This window comes from uncultured Pseudokineococcus sp. (genome assembly GCF_947499845.1).
Classification (GTDB): Bacteria; Actinomycetota; Actinomycetes; order Actinomycetales; family Quadrisphaeraceae; genus Pseudokineococcus.
Window position 1 is genome coordinate 78,216 of the sequence record NZ_CANMPM010000003.1, and the last position, 18,306, is coordinate 96,521.

The 18,306-nt window shown below is 75.1% G+C and carries 15 protein-coding genes; 12 read left to right on the forward strand and 3 right to left on the reverse strand.

The window, feature by feature from the left end:
- Nucleotides 1-5: 5 nt before the first annotated feature.
- From Q0789_RS03950 to uxaC, 3 genes are read right to left on the reverse strand one after another with little or no spacing between them, the layout of a single operon-like run.
- The gene (locus Q0789_RS03950; RefSeq protein WP_298802341.1) at nucleotides 6-2,072 is read right to left on the reverse strand and encodes an alpha-glucuronidase; all 2,067 of its coding nucleotides are present in this window, start codon (nucleotides 2,070-2,072) and stop codon (nucleotides 6-8) included.
- Complete coding sequence (locus tag Q0789_RS03955; protein ID WP_298802343.1) at nucleotides 2,069-2,887, reverse strand: GntR family transcriptional regulator; 819 nt, start codon at nucleotides 2,885-2,887, stop codon at nucleotides 2,069-2,071. The genes Q0789_RS03950 and Q0789_RS03955 overlap by 4 nt, the downstream gene beginning before the upstream one ends.
- A 54-nt stretch (nucleotides 2,888-2,941) precedes the next feature.
- Entirely contained in the window at nucleotides 2,942-4,366 is a 1,425-nt protein-coding gene (gene uxaC, locus Q0789_RS03960) for a glucuronate isomerase (RefSeq protein WP_298802345.1), read from the reverse strand.
- 210 nt (nucleotides 4,367-4,576) lie between these two features.
- On the opposite strand from uxaC, the gene Q0789_RS03965 reads away from it, so the two are divergent.
- From Q0789_RS03965 to eda, 12 genes are all read left to right on the forward strand, one after another.
- On the forward strand, nucleotides 4,577-5,707 hold the full coding sequence (locus Q0789_RS03965) for a Gfo/Idh/MocA family oxidoreductase (protein WP_298802347.1): 1,131 nt from the start codon (nucleotides 4,577-4,579) through the stop codon (nucleotides 5,705-5,707).
- Nucleotides 5,708-5,792: 85 nt separating this feature from the next.
- Nucleotides 5,793-6,995, forward strand: coding sequence for a LacI family DNA-binding transcriptional regulator (locus tag Q0789_RS03970; RefSeq protein ID WP_298802349.1), 1,203 nt, complete (start codon nucleotides 5,793-5,795; stop codon nucleotides 6,993-6,995).
- A gap of 247 nt (nucleotides 6,996-7,242) precedes the next feature.
- Complete coding sequence (locus Q0789_RS03975) at nucleotides 7,243-8,460, forward strand: extracellular solute-binding protein (protein ID WP_298802351.1); 1,218 nt, start codon at nucleotides 7,243-7,245, stop codon at nucleotides 8,458-8,460.
- Nucleotides 8,461-8,572: 112 nt separating this feature from the next.
- Complete coding sequence (locus tag Q0789_RS03980; RefSeq protein WP_366917635.1) at nucleotides 8,573-9,694, forward strand: ABC transporter ATP-binding protein; 1,122 nt, start codon at nucleotides 8,573-8,575, stop codon at nucleotides 9,692-9,694.
- On the forward strand, nucleotides 9,678-10,607 hold the full coding sequence (locus tag Q0789_RS03985; protein WP_298802355.1) for an ABC transporter permease: 930 nt from the start codon (nucleotides 9,678-9,680) through the stop codon (nucleotides 10,605-10,607). The genes Q0789_RS03980 and Q0789_RS03985 overlap by 17 nt, the downstream gene beginning before the upstream one ends.
- Nucleotides 10,608-10,705: 98 nt before the next feature.
- Nucleotides 10,706-11,506 carry an ABC transporter permease gene (locus tag Q0789_RS03990; RefSeq protein ID WP_298802358.1) on the forward strand — a complete coding sequence of 267 codons (801 nt, stop codon included), beginning with the start codon at nucleotides 10,706-10,708 and terminating at the stop codon, nucleotides 11,504-11,506.
- A gap of 130 nt (nucleotides 11,507-11,636) precedes the next feature.
- Nucleotides 11,637-12,830: a Gfo/Idh/MocA family oxidoreductase gene (locus Q0789_RS03995; protein ID WP_298802360.1), complete on the forward strand. Its 1,194-nt coding sequence runs from the start codon at nucleotides 11,637-11,639 to the stop codon at nucleotides 12,828-12,830.
- On the forward strand, nucleotides 12,830-13,906 hold the full coding sequence (locus tag Q0789_RS04000; protein WP_298802362.1) for a Gfo/Idh/MocA family oxidoreductase: 1,077 nt from the start codon (nucleotides 12,830-12,832) through the stop codon (nucleotides 13,904-13,906). The genes Q0789_RS03995 and Q0789_RS04000 overlap by 1 nt, the downstream gene beginning before the upstream one ends.
- Nucleotides 13,907-13,997: 91 nt before the next feature.
- Nucleotides 13,998-15,212, forward strand: a complete 1,215-nt coding sequence (gene manD / locus Q0789_RS04005; RefSeq protein ID WP_298802364.1) for a D-mannonate dehydratase ManD — start codon at nucleotides 13,998-14,000, stop codon at nucleotides 15,210-15,212.
- Nucleotides 15,209-16,183 carry a PfkB family carbohydrate kinase gene (locus tag Q0789_RS04010; RefSeq protein ID WP_298802366.1) on the forward strand — a complete coding sequence of 325 codons (975 nt, stop codon included), beginning with the start codon at nucleotides 15,209-15,211 and terminating at the stop codon, nucleotides 16,181-16,183. The genes manD and Q0789_RS04010 overlap by 4 nt, the downstream gene beginning before the upstream one ends.
- Nucleotides 16,180-17,637: a mannitol dehydrogenase family protein gene (locus Q0789_RS04015; RefSeq protein WP_298802367.1), complete on the forward strand. Its 1,458-nt coding sequence runs from the start codon at nucleotides 16,180-16,182 to the stop codon at nucleotides 17,635-17,637. The genes Q0789_RS04010 and Q0789_RS04015 overlap by 4 nt, the downstream gene beginning before the upstream one ends.
- Entirely contained in the window at nucleotides 17,634-18,290 is a 657-nt protein-coding gene (gene eda, locus Q0789_RS04020; protein WP_298802368.1) for a bifunctional 4-hydroxy-2-oxoglutarate aldolase/2-dehydro-3-deoxy-phosphogluconate aldolase, read from the forward strand. Before Q0789_RS04015 ends, eda begins: the two co-directional genes overlap by 4 nt.
- Nucleotides 18,291-18,306 lie beyond the last annotated feature (16 nt).

Below are 18,306 nucleotides of genomic sequence, written 5' to 3' on the forward strand. Positions count from 1 at the left end.
GGTGGTCAGTGGATCGTCCGCCCGTGGGCGTCCGGGACGCCGGACTTGCGCCAGAAGTAGGTGTTCACCTGGTCGCGCCACTCGCGCGCGGAGCGCAGCTGCTCGGCGAGGCGCTCGCGCACCCGCGCGTGCACGTCCGGCTCGACGCGACCGGCGGCGTCCTCCCAGGCGGCGACCATCTCCTCGACCCGCTCGGCGCCCCGGAAGTGCGTGTCGTAGACGTGCTGCACGACCGTCGTCCCGTCCGCGAGGCGGTGCTCGTAGGGCACGTGGTGGAAGAAGAGCAGCAGCTCGTCGGGGCAGTCGGAGAGTGACTCGTAGACGTCCCGCCAGGGCGGCGGGTACTGCCCCGTGAAGCCGGTCCCCGTGGCGCGCGTGCGGTCGACACCGATGCCGTCGCGGTCGGCGAAGTGGTACGTCCCCCAGGGCGTGTACTCGTACCCGTCGACGTCGGGGCCGTAGTGGTGCCCGGGACGGACCATGAAGCCGACGCCGAGGGGCGCCGTGCAGTCCTCGTACGTACGCCACGAGTCGTCCATCAGCGCGTGCACCGTCGCCACCACGTCGGCGTCGTCGCCGAAGGTCAGCGAGATCCACTCGTGCAGCACCTCGAGGGGGTCCAGGCGGGGCTCCGCGGCGAGGCGGCCGAAGGCGTAGAGGTTCGCCTGGGCCAGGGGGTGGCCGGTCCAGAAGTCGTCGCGGCCGACGTTGGACACGGCCACCAGACCCGCCGCGCACCCGCCGGGCCCGCGTCCTGCCACCACGTCGGCCACGCTCGCGCCCCCGTCCCCCCACGGGAGCCAGCCGAGCACCTCCGACCACGGGACGCCGAGGTAGCAGACGTGCTGCTGCTGGCCCGTGTACTCCTGGGTGACCTGCAGCTCGACGGCGAGCCGGGTGCGCGGCATGGCCGCGACCACGGGCGAGAGGGGCTCCCTGACCTGGAAGTCCATCGGCCCGTGCTTGACCTGGAGCACCACGGCGTCGTCGAAGTCCCCGTCGAGCGGGGCGAAGTGGTCGTGGGCCGCGCGGGCGCGGTCGGTGGAGCGGTCCCGCCAGTCCTGGTGGTGGTCGTAGACGAAGGCGCGCCAGAAGACCGTGCCTCCGTGAGGGGCGACGGCACGGGCGAGGGCGTTCGCGCCGTCGGCGTGCGTGCGGCCGTACGCGAAGGGACCCGGCTGGCCCTCGGAGTCCGCTTTGACGACGAAGCCCCCGAAGTCGGGGATGCGCGCCCACACCTGCGCGGCGCGGTCGGCCCACCAGCGCCGGACGCCCTCGTCGAGCGGGTCGGACGTGTCCATCCCCCCCACGGTGACGGGCGCCGCGAACGAGACCGAGAGCAGGACGCGGATGCCGTAGGGGCGGAAGACGTCCGCGAGGCGGACGACGTCGTCGAGCCCGTCCATGAGCAGGCGGGCCTCGACCGCGTGCACGTTGACGTTGTTGAGCCCGACGGCGTTCACGTCGGTCGAGGCCAGGAGGCGCGCGTAGTCCCGGACCCGGGAGAGGTCCTCCCGGACCCGCCCGTCGGCCCAGAAGAGCGACGCGCCGGCGTAGCCCCGCTCGACGACGCCCATGACCGGGTGCTCGACGAGGTTGTCCCAGTGGTCCAGCACGCGCCACGGCGCGTCCGGCTCGTGCACCGCGACGCGGACGTCCTCCGCTCCGGCGGCGCGCGCCCCGGGTCGGGCGCCGGCCCGGACGACGGCGAAGAGGCCGCGCAGGAGCCCGGTCGCGGTGCGCGCGCACACGACCGTCGCGCCGCCGGCCGCGACGACGCGGCAGCCCTCGTCCGACAGGTCCGCCGCGCCGGCGGCGGCCCCCTCCGCCGCCGGGTGGCGGAGGTCCGCGAGGCCGGCGGGCGTGGCGAGGACCACGTCGGGGACCGCATGCCCCGGCGACCACGTGGTGATGCGGCCCCCGTGGGCAGCGGCGGCCCGCTCCAGCTCGGCCCGGACGGCGCCGAGCACCGGGCCGTCCTCCAGGTCGGGGGCGAGGAGCGCCGCCCCGCCCCGTCCCAGCGGCGCGAGGACCCGGTCGGGGAGCCAGGCGGCGTGGACGTCCTCGGTCATGGAGCACCTCTCTCGGGGCGGTGCGCGGTCGGCCGCGCGGGGGTCGTCGGGACTCGTCGGCCACCGGTCCGGCGGACGCGGCCCGGCCTGGACGCCCCCGGGCCGTCGTCGAAGAGCCCGGGGTGGCGGACCCGGGCGCCCTCGAGGTCCTCGAGCACCAGCCGCAGGTGCGCGCGCAGGGTCGCCTCCGCCGCCTCGGACCGTCCGTCGCGCAGGTGCCGCGCGACGAGGCGGTGCTGCGCGAGCAGGTCCTCGACGCGGTGGTCGCCCGGCAGGGACAGTCGGCGCGCCCGGTCGAGGTGGGTCTTCGCCTCGTCGACCACCGACCAGGCGCCGGCCATGCCCGCCACCTCGAGCAGCCGCGCGTGGAAGGCGTCGTCCAGCGCCATGAAGGCGTCGACGTCGCCCTCCCGGCGCGCGTGGTCCTGCCGCTCGAGGAGCTCCTCGAGGGCGCGGTGGTCGGCGGCGCCCGCCCGGGAGACGGCCAGCGCCAGGCCGGCCGTCTCGACGGCCTCGCGCACGAACTGCGCTGTGCGGACGGCCGCGACGCTGAGCCGGGAGACGCGCGTGCCCGCCTGCGGCACCACCTCCACGAGCCCCTCGTCGGCGAGCAGGATGAGCGCCTCGCGGACCGGCGTCCTCGAGACGCCCAGCTCCGCGGCCAGCTCGCTCTCCGACAACGGCGCCCCCGGTGGGAGCTCGAGGGACAGCACGCGGCGGCGCAGGACGTCGTGGACGACCTGGCGGGCGCTTCCCCGCCGGCCGCGCGAGAGGACCGCCGGCGGAGCCCCGCCGGACCATCCGTCCGCTACCACCACACTTCGCAAGGTAGTGCAGGATCCGGCGATGCCTCAGGGCGGCCCGGCGTGTCAGAGCCGGAACGCCTCGCGCGGCTGGCGCTCCACGAGGTCGTGGAGGGTCTCGCGGGCCTCGTCCTCGTCGAGCCGGTGCTCGACGACGAGGCGGGCGAGGAAGGCCGCGTCCAACCGTCGCGCCATGTCGTGGCGGGCGGGGATCGAGAAGAACGCGCGGGTGTCGTCGACGAAACCGGCGGTCCGGTAGAAGCCGGCCGTGTCCGTGACAGCGGCGCGGAAGCGCAGGACGGCGTCCGGGGTGTCGAGGAACCACCACGGCGCACCCACGTAGACGGAGGGGTAGAAGCCCGCGAGCGGAGCGATGTCGCGGGAGAACGTCGTCTCGTCGACGGTGAAGAGCACCATCCGGAAGGTGCGCGACGTCCCGAAGCGCTCGAGCAGCGGTCGGAGCCCTCGCACGAAGTCCGTCGGCAGCGGCAGGTCGTGACCCGTGTCCGGGCCGAACCGGCGGAGCGTGGGCGTGTGGTGGCCTCGGAGGACGCCGGGGTGCAGCTGCATGACGAGGCCGTCCTCGGCCGCCATGGCGGCGCTCTCGAAGAGCATCGCCCGGCGGTAGGCGGCGGCCTCGGCCGCGCTCACCCCCTGCGTGAGCGCGGCGGCGTGCAGGCGCCGGCCCTCGGCCCGGGAGAGCGGCTCCGAGCCGGTGTCCACGGGGCCCTGGTCGGTGGCGGTGGCGCCGTGCTCGGCGAAGAAGGCTCGCCGGCGCCGCAGGGCCTCGAGCATCCCGTCCCAGGAGGCGGTGTCGACCCCGGCGGCCGCGCCCAGCGCCGCGACGTGGGCGGCCCACCCCTCCTGGCCGGGGTCGAGGTACCGGTCGGCGCGGAAGGTGGGCAGCACGCGGGCGGGGAAGGTCGGGTCCTGGGCCAGGGCGCGGTGGGCCGAGAGGTCGGAGACCGGGTCGTCGGTCGTGGCCAGCACGTCGATGCGGAAGCGCTCGAAGAGGGCTCGGGGCCGGTAGGCCGGCTCGGCCAGGCTCGCCGCGACCTGGTCGTAGATCGCATCGGCCGTCTCTTCCGAGGGGCGGGTCGTTACGCCGAACTGCTCGGCGAGCTCGCTCTCCAGCCAGTAGCGCGACGGCGTGCCCCGCAGCGCTGGCCAGTGGTGGCACAGCAGCCGCCAGACGCGGCGCGGGTCTGGCGGCGCCGCGCCGACCGGCGCGTCCGCGTCGGTCACGCCGAGGTCTGCGAGGTCGACGCCCTGCGCGTGCAGGAGGCGCGTCACGTAGTGGTCCGGGGTGATGAACGTCGACGCCGGGTCGGGGAACGCCTCGTCGCGCAGGACGAGCTCGGGGTCGACGTGGCCGTGCGGGGAGATGATCGGGGCGTCGACGACGGCGGCGTGCAGGCGGCGGGCCACCTCCCGGGTGCTCGGGTCGGCCGGCAGGAGCCGGTCCGGGTGCAGGCGGAGCGGGGTGGTCACGCAGTTCTCCTCGAGGGTGGGGAGGCAGCCGGTCGGCCCGGGCCGGAGGTCCGAGCCCCGCGGCGGCAGGAGCCCGGCTCCTCGAGCAGCGCCGTCGCGCCCCGGAGCCGGCGACCAGGCGGTCGGCGCGGCGGCACTTCGACCGTCGACGCTAGCGCAGGACCTGCCGCGCGTAGGGTGCCCGCACGCCGTCGACGACGAGGAGGCCCCGTGCTCACCCCGAGCGCTCCGGTCGGCGACGACCCCCGGCAGACCGCCAGCCCCGTGCGCGTCGGCGTGGTCGGCAGCGGCTTCCGGGCCGGGCTGTTCGTGGACCTCGCTCGACGGTTGCCCGGGCGCTTCGCCGTCGTGGGCGTGGTGTCCCGCTCCGCCCAGCGCCGGGACGATGTCGCTGCCCGGTGGTCCGTCCCGGTCCTCTCCAGCACGGCAGAGCTCGCCGGCGAGCGTCCCGACGTCGTGCTCACCGCTCTGCCCTGGGGGGCGAACCCGGTCGTCGTGGAGGAGCTCGTCGAGCGGGGACTGCCCGTCCTGTCCGAGACGCCGCCCGCGCGCGACGCCGCAGGCCTGCGGGAGCTGTGGTCGCGCGTCGGGGGGAGCGGGTTGGTGCAGGTGGCGGAGCAGTACGGGCTGCAGCCGATGAGCGCGGCCCGTAGCGCGGTCCTGCGAGCCGGTCACATCGGGAGGGTGACCTCCGCGCAGGTCTCGATGACCCAGCTCTACCACGCCGTCTCGCTGCTGCGGGGAGCTCTCGGAGCCGGGTGCGGACCGACGGAGGTCCGCGCCACGAGCACCGAGTCACTCCTCGCCGACCCCCTCTCCCGGGCCGGCTGGGCGGACCAGGTGCAGGTGCGACCGGTGACCACGACGCACGCCACGATCGACTTCGGGACCGGAGCGGGCCTGTACGACTTCACCGAGACCCAGACGCGCAATCCGCTGCGCTCGACGCGCGTCGTGGTGCGCGGCGAGCGCGGCGAGGTGGTGGACGAGCGGGTCGTCCGTCTGCTGGGGCCGGCGACGGTGGTGGAGTCCCGGCTCGTGCGACGGCAGACGGGCGCCCACGCGGACTTCGAGGTGCTCGACCTCGACCACGTCTCGTTCGACGGCGAGGTGGTCTACCGCAACCCCTTCCCCGGGGCGCGGCTGTCGGACGAGGAGATCGCCATGGCGTCGGCGCTCGAGGCGACGGGTGCCTGGGCGCGGGAGGGCGGGCCCGCCCCCTACCCGCTGGCCGAGGCGTGCCAGGACCACCTCCTGGGTCTCGCGATCACCGCCGCCGCGGAGTCCGGGCGCCCCGTGACCACGGACGTCGAGCCCTGGGCGGCGGGGGAGGCCGGATGAGGGGTCGGCGCGCACGTCCCGGGTCGGCGTGCTCCGGCCGCGGCCACCCGCCTCGGCCGGCCTCGCGGGTCGGAGCCGTGCGGAGGTGGTCCTGACGGCGTCGGAGGAGCACGGACGGGCGGTCGAGGGCCACCAGGGGAGCCAGCGGTCCCTCGGGTCGTCGCCGGACCGCCAGGCCGGTCGCGCGACCATCCACACCGTCGCCGCGCGGGCGGGCGTCTCGCACCAGACGGTCTCGCGATACCTCAAGGGCGACAGCGGCATGAAGCCCTCGACGGTCGAGGTGGTGGAGCGCGCGGTCCGGGAGCTCGACTACCGCCCCGACGCCATCGCCCGCTCGATGAGGACCCGGAGGTCCCGGCGGCTCGCGGTCCTTCTCCCCGACCTCACCCACGGCGCCCCGGTGGCCATGCTGCGCGGCGCGGCCGCCGTCGCCCACGCCGAGGGCTACGAGGTCGAGGTGGTGAGCCTGGAGGGGGGCGGCGCGCAGCGATCCCGACGCCTCCGGGACCTCCTTCGCTCGAGCCGGCTGGAGGGGGTGCTCTCCCTCGCCCCCCTCGAAGGTGTCGAACGGTCCGCCGTCGACGGCACCCCGGTGGTCGTGGCCGAGGAGTTCGACGACCGGATGCGCTCCTTCGGCGCGACGAGCACCGCCGCGGCGGCCGCCGACATCCTCGACCACCTGGTCGACCTCGGCCACCGGCACCTGCTCCACGTCTCGGGGCCGCCGGGGTGGGTGTCGGCCCGCAACCGCCGGGACGTCTTCCTGGCCGCAGCCCGGCGACGCGGCCTGCCCGCCCCCCTGGTGCGCGAGGGGGACTGGTCCGTGACGTGCGGCTACGAGGCGGTCCTGGCGCTCCCCGCGGGCACCCCGGTCACCGGCGTCTTCGCCGCCAACGACTTCACCGCCCTGGGCGTCCTGCGGGGCCTGCAGGCGCGAGGGCTCGGAGTCCCCGCCGACGCGAGCGTCGTCGGCTGGGACGACGAGTCCTTCGCGCCGTGGTCGGCCCCGGGGCTGACGACCGTCAGCGTCGACCGTGAGGCCCTGGGACGGCAGGCGATGACCTCGCTCGTCGACGCGCTGCCGGCCGCCCGCCCGACCTCGCCCGGGAGGGCGACGAGGGGCGAGGACGCGCCCGACTCCCCGCTGATGCGACTCGTCCTCCGGTCCTCCACGGGCCCCGCGCCGGGACGCCGGCGCCCGCTCACGCCACCACGGGGTCCGCTGCTGCACCTCGAGCCCCAGCCCGAGCGACTGCCTGACGCCGGTCGCACGCCCCACGACTGAGGGGCCGGACCGAGCCGGACGGGTGCCGCACGCCTGCGAGAGATCGTCGCCGAGGGGTCTTGTCAGAAAAGTGATCGATCACTAACGTCGGCGCAGTCATCGGGACCGCCGCGGGGACGCACCTCGCCGCCGGCCCGCCGAGCACCGACGTGGGCGCCTGGACCACCTCGCGCGACGCTCACCCCGCCGTCGTCGGAGACAGCGGCGGCACCCGACAGAGCACCACTACGCGTACGAAGGAGTACCCGTGCCCGGTAGTCGTCAAGCCCACGCCCTCCGCGGCGTCGCCCTCGCCTCCTCGATGCTCCTCGGCCTCGCCGCCTGCGGGGCTCCGGGCGCCCAACAGCAGGAGGAGGCGTCCGACGTGACGCCCGAGAAGCCCTCCGAGCCCATCGCCGTCACCGTCCTGGACGGCGCCGGCAACCTCGTCGGCAGCCAGCCCATGTTCGACAGCTTCGTCGAGGAGCACCCCGACCTCGTCTCCGACATCTCCTACGAGTCCGCCGCCGCGCCGGACGTGATGGGCAAGATCCGGGCGCAGCAGACGGCGGGCGAGGTGACGACGACGATCGTCATCGGCGGGCCCGACGTGCTCGGTGCCGCGCAGAGCCAGGACGCGCTCCTGGAGCTCTACCCAGCCCACGCCGACAGCCTCCCCGACCTCGACGACGTCCAGGACGAGCCCCGCGCGCTGCTCCAGGAGCTCTCGGACGGCGAGGGCGTCGTCAACCGCTTCGACTACTCCGGACCCATGCTGGCGTCGGACCCCGAGACGGTCACCGACGTCCCTGACACCCCGGAAGCGCTGCTGGAGTGGGCGGAAGCCCATCCGGGGAAGTTCGCCTACGCCCAGCCGGACAACTCCGGGCCGGGCCGCGGGTTCGTGCAGACCCTCCCGTACCTGCTCGGCGACTCCGACCCGTCGGACCCGGTCGACGGGTGGGACAAGACCTGGGCCTACCTCGACGAGCTCAACCAGCACGTCAGCTCCTACCCGGCCAGCTCCACGATCATGAACCAGCAGTTCGGCGCCGGCCAGCTCGAGCTCGTGCCGACCATCGTCTCGATGGACATCAACAACCGCCGGGACGGCGGCTGGAGCCCGGACACGGCCGTCACCCTCTTCGCCGACCAGCACTGGATCGAGGACGGCCACTTCATGATGGTGCCGAAGGGGGTCTCCCCGGAGGCGCTGTACGTGGCGCTCGCCATGATCAGCGACCAGCTGACACCCGAGCAGCAGGTCAAGGCCTACGACAGCGGCGCCCTCAACACGGCCAACGCCAGCACGTCGCTGGACCAGGCCTCCGAGCAGGCCCAGGCGGACTACCAGCAGTGGGGGCGCCCCGACTTCTACCCCGCCGCCTTCTCCGAGGGGACGGTGGAGCCGCCCCTGGCGCCGGCGGACCTGACCGAGATGTTCGAGCTCTGGCAGGAGAGGATCGGCAGCAATGTCGGCGGCTGAGCCCACGACCGGTGTGCGGGGCGGTGGGTCGCGCGTCGGTGCGCCTCCGCAGGACCGGGCCGGCGGGCCCATCCCGCCCGGGACGACGTCGGCGTCCTTCTCCTCCCTGCGGATGGAGGGGGTCTCGCGCTGGTACGGGCGCTCGCCGGCGCTGCTCGACCTCGACCTCGAGCTGTCGAACGGCGAGTTCGTGGCGCTGCTCGGCCCGTCCGGCTGCGGCAAGTCGACGGCCCTCGCGTGCATGGCCGGCCTCCAGCCCCTCACGACCGGCGCGATCTGGCGTGACAGCACGCGCATCGACATGCTGCCGCCGGAGCGGCGCGGCTTCGGGATGGTCTTCCAGAACTACGCCCTCTTCCCGCACATGAGCGCCCAGCGGAACGTCGAGTTCGGCCCGCGGATGCAGGGCGCCGGCCGGGCCGAACGCGCCCGGAAGGCCGCGGAGGCGCTCGAGCTCGTGCAGCTCGGCGACTACGCCTCGAAGCTCCCCTCGCAGCTGTCCGGCGGTCAGCAGCAGCGCGTCGCCATCGCCCGCGCGCTGGCGGTGGAGCCCGAGGTCGTCCTCATGGACGAGCCGCTGTCCAACCTCGACGCCGCGCTGCGCGTGGAGCTGCGCACGGAGATCAAGCGCCTCTACCAGGAGCGCGGGCTGTCCGTCCTCTACGTCACCCACGACCAGGAGGAGGCCCTCTCCCTCGCCACCCGCCTGGTCGTCCTGCGTGCCGGCCGGCTGGAGCAGACGGGGCGCCCGGAGGAGGTCTACACGAACCCGGCGAGCGCCTACGTCGCCGGCTTCATGGGCTACCGGAACCTCTTCTCGGGTCAGGTCTCGGGCGCGGGTCATGCGTCTCCACGCGGTCGGACGGCTGGGGTGGTGGTCGACGGGACGCGGCTCACCGGGCTCCTGCGCGGTGGTGCGGCGACCTCGGCGCCCGGCGCACCGGGGGACCCGGTCTCGGTCGCCATCCGCCCCGAGGACGTCGTCGTGGGCTCGAGGGGTGGCCGCGGCAACGAGCTGGACGCCGTGGCGGAGGTCGTCGAGTACCACGGTCGTGAGCTCGCCGTGCAGGCGCGCACCGCCGGGGGCTCCGTCCTGCACGTCAGGACGGACCAGCACGTGGGCGCGGGGGAGCAGCTCACCCTCAGGATCGACCCGGAGAGGGTCCTCGTGTTCCCGGGCGCCGGCGCGGGCGCGCCGGGCGGGGAGGAGGTCGGCCGTGGCGACGACCACTGAGCCTCGGACCACGGCCCCCCACGAGGGTGACGCGCCCCCCGCCGGGGCCCTGCGGCGCCGGCTGGCGGAGAGGGGTGTCGACCGAGGCCTGCTGCTGCTCCTCCCGGCCGTGGTCGTCATCGGCGCGCTGTTCGTCTACCCCTTCCTGTACGGGGTGTCGATCTCCTTCCAGCCCCTCCAGGGGGGCGGTCCGCTGGCGAACTACGCCGAATTCTTCGGCAGCGCCTACCAGCGCGACTCGATCCTCAAGACCCTGCGCCTGGCCGTCCCCGTCGCGGTGGTCGCCGTCCTCCTCGCGACCCCGCTGGCGTACCAGCTGCGGCGCGACTTCCCCGGCCGCGGCGCGGTGGTGCTCGTGCTCATGCTGCCCATCACCTTCGGCAGCGTCCTCGTGGCCCAGGGCATGACGCGCGTCTTCTCCACCTACGGCTGGGTGAACCTCCTCTCCGGCGCCCTCGGCCTGGGCGAGCACCAGTACATCTACAACTACTGGGGGACCTTCATCGCCGGGGTGCTGACGACGCTGCCGCTCAGCTTCTTGCTGCTGATGGGCTTCTTCGGCGGGATCAGCCCGTCCCTGGAGCACGCGGCGGCCACGCTCGGCGCCGGCCGCGCCGCCCGCTTCTGGCGCATCACGCTGCCGCTCGCGCTGCCGGGGATCGTGACCGTCTTCACCCTCGCGCTCGTCGAGGCCTTCGCGATCTTCCCCTCGGCGATCCTGGTCGGCGAGCCGGACAACGCGACCCACGTCCTCACGCTGCCGATCTACCAGGCGGCCTCCCAGCGCTCGGACTACCCGGCCGCGTCGGCGATCGCCGTCGTCATGACGGTGCTCGAGGTGGTGCTGCTCGTCGTCCTGTTCGCGGTGCGGGACCGCCTCTTCCGCGGCACGAGCTCGGGGGGCAAGGGATGAGCGCGTCGACCGGAGCACCGCCACGGACGACCACGCCCGCCGGCGACGGCGCACGACGCCGTTCGCCCGGGGGCGGGCGCCTGCAGCGCCTGCGGGGCGTGACCCTCACGGCCTTCATCACCTACGCCGCCGCGGCGGCCTTCGTCCTGCTCGTCGTCGCCGTCCTCGGGTCGGTGCTCGTCGAGTCCCTCGGCGGGTCCTGGCGCTCGGGCTGGTGGCCGGACGGAGGCACGCTGGAGTGGTACCGGCGGGCGTGGGCGACCACGGGTGTGGCCCGAGCCCTCGTCGTGACCTTCGAGGTCGGTGTCGCCGTCGTCGCCCTGTCGCTCGTGGCCGGGGTGCCGGCGGGGTACGCGCTGGCGCGCAAGAACTTCCCGGGCAAGAGCGCGCTGATGCTCGTCCTCCTGCTGCCCATCATCCTGCCGCAGATCACCTACGCCACCCAGCTGGCCGCCCTCATGTACCGGGTCGGCCTGGGGGGCAGCCTCACCGCCGTCATCCTCGTCAACGTGGTGCCGGCCCTGCCGCTGGTCATCCTCATCACGGTCCCCTACGTGGAGCAGGTGAACCCCGCCGTCGAGGACGCCGCCCGGGTCTTCGGCGCCGGCACCTGGCGGCTCTTCACGCTCGTCCTGGTGCCCCTGCTCCTGCCCGGGGTGGCGGCCGCCGGGGTGCTCACGCTCGTGCGGGTGCTCGGCTCCTTCGAGCTGACGTTCTTCGTCTCCTCCGCCGACACCCAGACGCTCGTCGTCACCATCTTCGGCGCCCTGTCGAACCCCGGGGGGGTCGCCGCGGGGCTGACGGCCGCGATGACGGTGCACTACATGGTCGTCGCCGTCGTGGGGCTCGCCGTCAGCCTGCGTTTCGCCAACCCCGTCCAGGCCCTCAGCCGTCGGTGACGACGCCCGAGGGCGGCGAGCCGCGACGGGTGCTGCCCTGGCGACCGGCCCCGACGAGGAGCCCGCGAGACCCCGCCCGCACGAGAGGGCCCCGCGCCCGACCCAACGACCCACCGAGAGGGAGAAGCGAGTGATCAGAGTCGCCGTCATCGGGACGGGCAACATCGCGCCGTCCCACATCCGTGCCTACCAGCAGTTCCCGGACCGCTGCTCCGTCGTGGCCCTCGTCGACATGGTCCCGGAGCGGGCGGAGGCGTTGCGCCGCGAGCTCGGCCTCGAGCAGGCGAGCATCTACCCGACGCACGAGGACCTCCTCGCCGGTGAGGGGGTGGACCTCGTCAGCATCTGCACGCCGCCGGCCACGCACGAGCAGATCAGCGTCGACCTCCTCACGGCTGGCGTGCACGTGCTGTGCGAGAAGCCGATGGCTCCCTCGCTGGCCGCCTGCGACGCCATCCTGCGTGCGGAGCAGCAGAGCCGGGCGATGTTCTCGTCGGTGGCGCAGAACCGCTTCCGCGACGACGTCGTCCGGCTGAAGGCCGCCGTCGACTCGGGGCTCACCGGGCCCGTCTCGCGGGTCCAGGTGGACTCGGCCTGGTGGCGCGGCCTGCCCTACTACGACCTGTCGTGGCGCGGCACCTGGGAGCAGGAAGGTGGCGGCTGCACCCTCAACCACGCGGTGCACCACATCGACCTCCTGCTGTGGCTGCTGGGCGCGCCGCTGTCGGTGACGGCCGTGCTGGCCAACGTGGCGCACGAGAACGCCGAGGTCGAGGACCTCTCGGTCGCGGTCCTGGCCTACGAGCGTGCGCTGGCGACCGTGACCAGCTCGGTGGTGGACCACGGCGAGCGCCAGGCGGTCGTCGTCCAGGGCCGGGAGGCCAGCGTCGGTCTGGACGGCGACGTGGTGGCCTCCGTCTCCCAGCCCAACGGGTTCCCCGTCCCCGGGGGCGGCGCCGACCTGGTCGAGCGCCTGCGCGCGCTGGCGGACTCGCACGAGCCGCTGGCGCACACCGGGCACGAGGGGCAGGTCGACGACCTCCTGACCGCGATCGAGACGGGACGTCGGCCCGTCGTCGACGGGCACGACGGCCGCCGCACGATCGAGCTCATCACGGCGATCTACCAGGCAGGGATCGAGCGTCGCGGCGTCGATCTGCCGCTGGCCCCCGACGACCCCTACGCCCTGCCGGGGACGCTGGTCGAGCGCGCACCCCGCTTCTTCACCAAGTCCGCCTCCGTCACCGAGCTCGCCGGGGCGATCAGCGTTCCCGGTGGCGCCGACGGCGCCACCCCGCGCGACCACGAGCACGAGGAGAAGTGATGAGCACGTCGGACGGCGGCACCTACGCGCCCGCCCCCCTGCCGGCCCCCGTCGTCGAGCCCGGGGAGTTCGTCGTCGCGGCCGTCGGCCTCGACCACGGGCACATCTACGGCATGTGCGAGGGGCTCCTCGGGGCCGGCGCCACGCTGAGGTGGGTGCACGACGGCGACCCGGAGAAGGTCGCGCGCTTCCGCGACCGCTTCCCCGACGTGCGGGTGGCGCGCAGCGAGGCGGAGGTGCTCGACGACCCCGAGGTGCACCTCGTCGCCGGGGCCGCGGTCACCAGCGAGCGGTGCGCCCTGGGGGTGCGGGTGATGGAGGCGGGCAAGGACTACTTCACCGACAAGGCCCCGCTCACCACGCTCGAGCAGCTGGCCACGGCGCGCGCCGCGGTCGCGAGGACCGGCCGCAAGTACGCCGTCTACTACTCCGAGCGCGTGCACGTGGAGACGGCGGTCTTCGCCGGTCAGCTCATCGAGCAGGGGGCGATCGGCCGGGTGCTGCAGGTCGTCGGCTTCGGTCCGCACCGGCTCAACGCCCCGAGCCGGCCGGCGTGGTTCTTCGAGAAGGAAAAGTACGGGGGCATCCTCACCGACATCGGCAGCCACAACGTCGACCAGGTCCTGCACTACACGGGTGCGACCGACGCCGAGGTCGTCAGCAGCCAGATCGCCAACTACGCCCACCCTGAGCACCCCGAGCTGGACGACTTCGGCGACGCGAACCTCGTCACCAGCACCGGGGCCACGGGGTACTTCCGCTGCGACTGGTTCACCCCGGACGGGCTGCAGACCTGGGGTGACGGGCGCACCTTCATCCTGGGCACCGACGGCTTCATCGAGCAGCGCAAGTACATGAACCTCGGCACCGACGACGGGCCCGCCCACCTGTTCCTCGCCAACGGCGACCAGGAGACGCACTTCCGGCTGCACGGGGAGGTGGGCTACCCGTACTTCGGCCAGCTCGTGCTCGACTGCCTCCGCCGCACGGAGGAGGCGATGACGCAGGAGCACGCCTTCACAGCCATCGAGGTGGCCCTGCGGGCGCAGGCGACGGCGCGCGACCTGACGCGGTGACGCCGGACACCGAGTCGGACTGCCATACTTGCATGGCAGTCGTCACGGCGCGCCGGTCACGCCGACCGGTGCACGCTCGAGGAGGAGCGCGTTGAAGATCACGGACGCCTCGGTCGTCGTCACGAGCCCGGGGCGCAACTTCGTCCTGCTGAAGGTCACCACGGAGGACGGCGTCGTCGGGTGGGGGGACGCGACGCTCAACGGTCGCGAGCTCGCCGTGGCGTCCTACCTGCGCGACCACGTGTGCCCGCTGCTCGTCGGCCGGGACGCCACGCGCATCACCGACACCTGGTCCTACCTCTACAAGGGTGCCTACTGGCGGCGGGGCCCGGTGACCATGACGGCCATCGCCGCCGTGGACGTCGCGCTGTGGGACGTCGCCGGGAAGCTGGCGGGAGCACCCGTCCACCGGCTGCTCGGAGGCGCCGCGCGCGACGAGGTCACGCTCTACGGCCACGCCAGCGGCGCGACCGTCGAGGAGGCCCTCGAGGACGTGGCCGCCCACCTCGACGCCGGCTACCGCGCCGTCCGGGTGCAGGCGGCCGTACCCGGCGCTGAGGCGGGCAGCTACGGCGTCCCGCCCGCCGACGGGCGCGTGTACGAGCCCGCCTCCGGCGAGCGGCCCGCGGAGGACCGCTGGGACACGGCCGCCTACCTCGAATTCCTGCCGCAGCTCATGGCCGCGGTCCGCGAGCGCTTCGGCTACGGGTTCGCGCTGCTGCACGACGCCCACCACCGCCTCTCGCCCATCGAGGCCGGGCGGCTGGGCGCCAGCCTCGAGCCCTACCGCATGTTCTGGCTCGAGGACCCGACGCCCGCCGAGGACCAGAGCGCCTTCCGCACCATCCGCCAGCACACGACCACGCCGCTCGCGGTCGGCGAGGTGTTCAACTCGATCTGGGACTGCCAGCAGCTCATCACCGAGCGGCTCGTCGACTACATCCGCACCTCGGTCAGCCACACGGGCGGCATCACCCACCTGCGCCGTGTCTTCTCCCTCGCCGAGCTGTACGGGGTCCGCAGCGGGTCGCACGGGGCGAGCGACCTGTCCCCCGTCTCCTTCGCGGCGGCGCTGCACGTCGACCTCGCGATCCCCAACTTCGGCATCCAGGAGCACATGGGGCACCGCGACCCGGCCGGCGAGGTCTTCCGCACCGGCTACGAGATCGCCGACGGCGTCGCGCACCCCGGGGACGCCCCCGGCCTCGGGGTCGACGTCGACGAGGAAGCCGCCGCCCGGTACCCCTACGCGCCGCGGTACCTCCCCGTGAACCGCCTGCTCGACGGGTCGGTGCACGACTGGTGAGCAGCGCGCACGACGTCGTCGTCCTCGGGGAGGTGCTCGTCGAGGTCTCGACGGCGCTGCCCGCCGCGGCCGGGGTCGAGGCCGTGCTGTCCTTCTCCGGCGACGCCCTCAACGCCGCGGCCGCCGCGGCCGCCGCGGGAGCCCGCACGGGTCTGGTGGCGCGCGTGCCGGACGACGAGCTCGGCGACGCGCTCGTGGACCGGGTGGCGGCCCTCGGCGTGGGGACCGACCTCCTGCGGCGGGTCCCCGGCCAGCACGGCGTGTACCTCCAGCACAGCGACCCCGCGGGGGAGCGGCAGTTCTCCTACGCCCGCGCCGGGAGCGCGGGCTCGACGCTCGACGCCGAGGACCTGGACGACGACGTGGTCGCCGCCGCCGGCGTCGTGCTCGCGAGCGGCATCACGGCGGCCGTCTCGGCGTCGGCGCTCGCGGCGGTGCGACGGGCCGCCAGGTCCGCCCGACGGTTCGTCTTCGACCCCAACCACCGCCCCCGCCTCACCTCCGCCGCCGCGGCGCGCGCCGTGCTGGCCGAGCTGGCACCGCGCGCGGCGCTCGTGACGCCCTCCTGGCCGGGCGAGACGGGCCTCCTGCTCGACGCCGACGACCCGCGCGCCGCGGCGGCGGCGGTCCGGGCGCTGGGGGCCGCCGCCGCGGCGGTCACGTGCGGCAGCCGAGGGGTGCTGGTGTCCGGCGACGGCCCCGACACGTGGGTGCCGGCGGTGCCCGCCCCGGCGCTGGTCGACCAGACCGGTGCGGGGGACGTCCTGGCCGGGACGACGGCGGCCCGGCTGGCGCAGGGCGACGACCTCGTCCAGGCCGTCCGGACCGGGACCGCCGCGGCCTCGCTGGCGCTCGGCGGGCGCGGCGGGACGGGCCTCGTCGCGTCGGCGGCCGACGTGCGCGCTCACCTGGCGACCGCGGGCCGACCGCCGGTCGTCCTGGACCCGACGGAGGACCCGTGGACCGCTTGAGCCTCGCCAGCCTGCCCCGCCTCGCCGGCCGTCCCGTCGCCGCGCCCGGCTTCGACCCCCGCGACGTCACCCCGGGCCAGGTCCACCTCGGGCTGGGCGCCTTCCACCGGGCCCACCAGGCGCTGCTGACCGACGGGGCGATGGCGGCGTCGGGCGACCTGTCCTGGGGCATCACGGGGGTCAGCCAGAGGAGCCGCGCCGTGCTGGAGCAGCTCGCGCCGCAGGACGGCCTCTACGGCGTCCTCGTGTCCGGGCGTGGCGCGCGCGAGCTGCGCGTCGGGGGCGCCGTCCGCCGCGTCCTCGCGGCGCCGGAGCAGCCCGAGGACGTCGTGGCCGCGCTCGCGGACCCGGCGACCCGCGTCGTCACCCTGACGGTCACCGAGAAGGGCTACCGCCACGACCCGGCGACGGGGCGGCTGAGGACGGACGACGCCGAGGTGGCCGCCGACCTGGCCGGGCGCCCGCCGCGGACGGCGGTGGGCCAGCTGGGGCGTGCCCTCGTCGAGCGCGCCCGGGCGGGTGCCGGTCCGCAGACGGTCGTCTGCTGCGACAACCTGCCCGGCAACGGGAGCTTCCTGCGCGGGCTCGTGACGCAGTTCCTCGATGCTGCGGGCGCCGACGCCGCCGCGGCGCTCGGGGACGTGGCCTTCCCCTCGAGCGTCGTGGACCGCATCGTCCCGGGCACCCGCGAGGAGGACCGCGCCGCCGCGGCCGGCCTCAGCGGTCTGCGCGACGAGGGGCTCGTGGTGGCCGAGCCCTTCCTCCAGTGGGTGGTGGAGGACCGCTTCGCCGGGGAGCGCCCCGCGTGGGACGCCGTCGGGGCCCGGCTGACGGCCGACGCCGCGCCCTTCGAGCGCGCCAAGCTCCGCGTGCTCAACGCCACCCACTCGCTGCTGGCCTACCTGGGGCTGCGCGCGGGCGCCGCCACCGTCGCGGAGGCCGTCACCGACCCAGCGATCGAGCGCGCGGCGCGAGCGCTGCTGCGTGACGACGCGCTCCCCTCGCTCGTCCCGCCGGAGGGCGTCGACCTGGCGGCGTACGGCGAGCAGGTGCTCGAGCGCTTCGCGAACTCCGCCCTGCCGGACACCACGTCGCGCGTGGCGGCCGACGGGTCGCAGAAGCTGGGGCCCCGCCTGCTCAGCACGGCGCGCGCCCGGCGGGCCGCGGGGGCGCCGGCGGACCAGGTGGCCCTGGCCGTCGCCGCCTGGTGCCTGCACGTGGCCGACCCCCTCGGCCCGGACGGTCGACCGGCCCCCCTCGACGACCCCCTGGCCGACCGGCTGCGCGAGGTGGTCGAGCGCAGCGCTGGCCGGGACGTCGTGGCTCGGCTGGTGGCCGTGCTCGACCCCGCCCTGGCCGAGGACCAGGCGTGGGTCTCGGTGGCGGACGACTGGTTCCACGCGCTGCGGACCCACGGCGTGCGCGGGGCCCTGGCCGCGGGCACGCCGTCATGAGCGTCCCCGGCGCGGACGGTCCCGGAGCCGCGGAGCTCCTCGCCGTCGCGCCCGTCATCCCCGTGCTCGTCCTCGACGACGCCACGACCGCCGTCCCGGTGGCGCGAGCGCTCGTCGCCGGCGGCCTTCCCGTCCTCGAGGTCACGCTGCGCACCGACGCGGCGCTGGCGGCGCTCGAGCGCGTCGCCGCCGAGGTCCCGGGCGCCGTCGTGGGGGCGGGGACGGTCCGGACGGGCGCGCAGGCCCGCGAGGCCGTGCGCGCGGGAGCGCGCTTCCTGGTCAGCCCGGGCTCGCACGCCTCCCTCGTGCGATCCATGCAGGAGACCGGCGCCGCGGTGCTCCCGGGGGTGGCGACACCCACGGAGGTGCTGGCGGTCCAGGACCTGGGGCTGTCGGAGATGAAGCTGTTCCCCGCCGAGCAGGTCGGAGGCGTCCGTCTCCTGGCGGCGCTCGCCGGCCCCTTCCCGGACGTCGCGTTCTGCCCGACGGGCGGCGTCACCGCCACCGGGGCGGTGGACTACCTGGCGCAGCCCAACGTCGCCTGCGTCGGCGGCTCGTGGCTGGCCCCGCCGGCCCTGGTGGCCGCCCGGGACTGGGAGCAGATCACGCAGCTCGCCCGCGCGGCCGCCGCGCTGCGCCCTCCACGCGCCTGACCGCCAGGGGCACGCG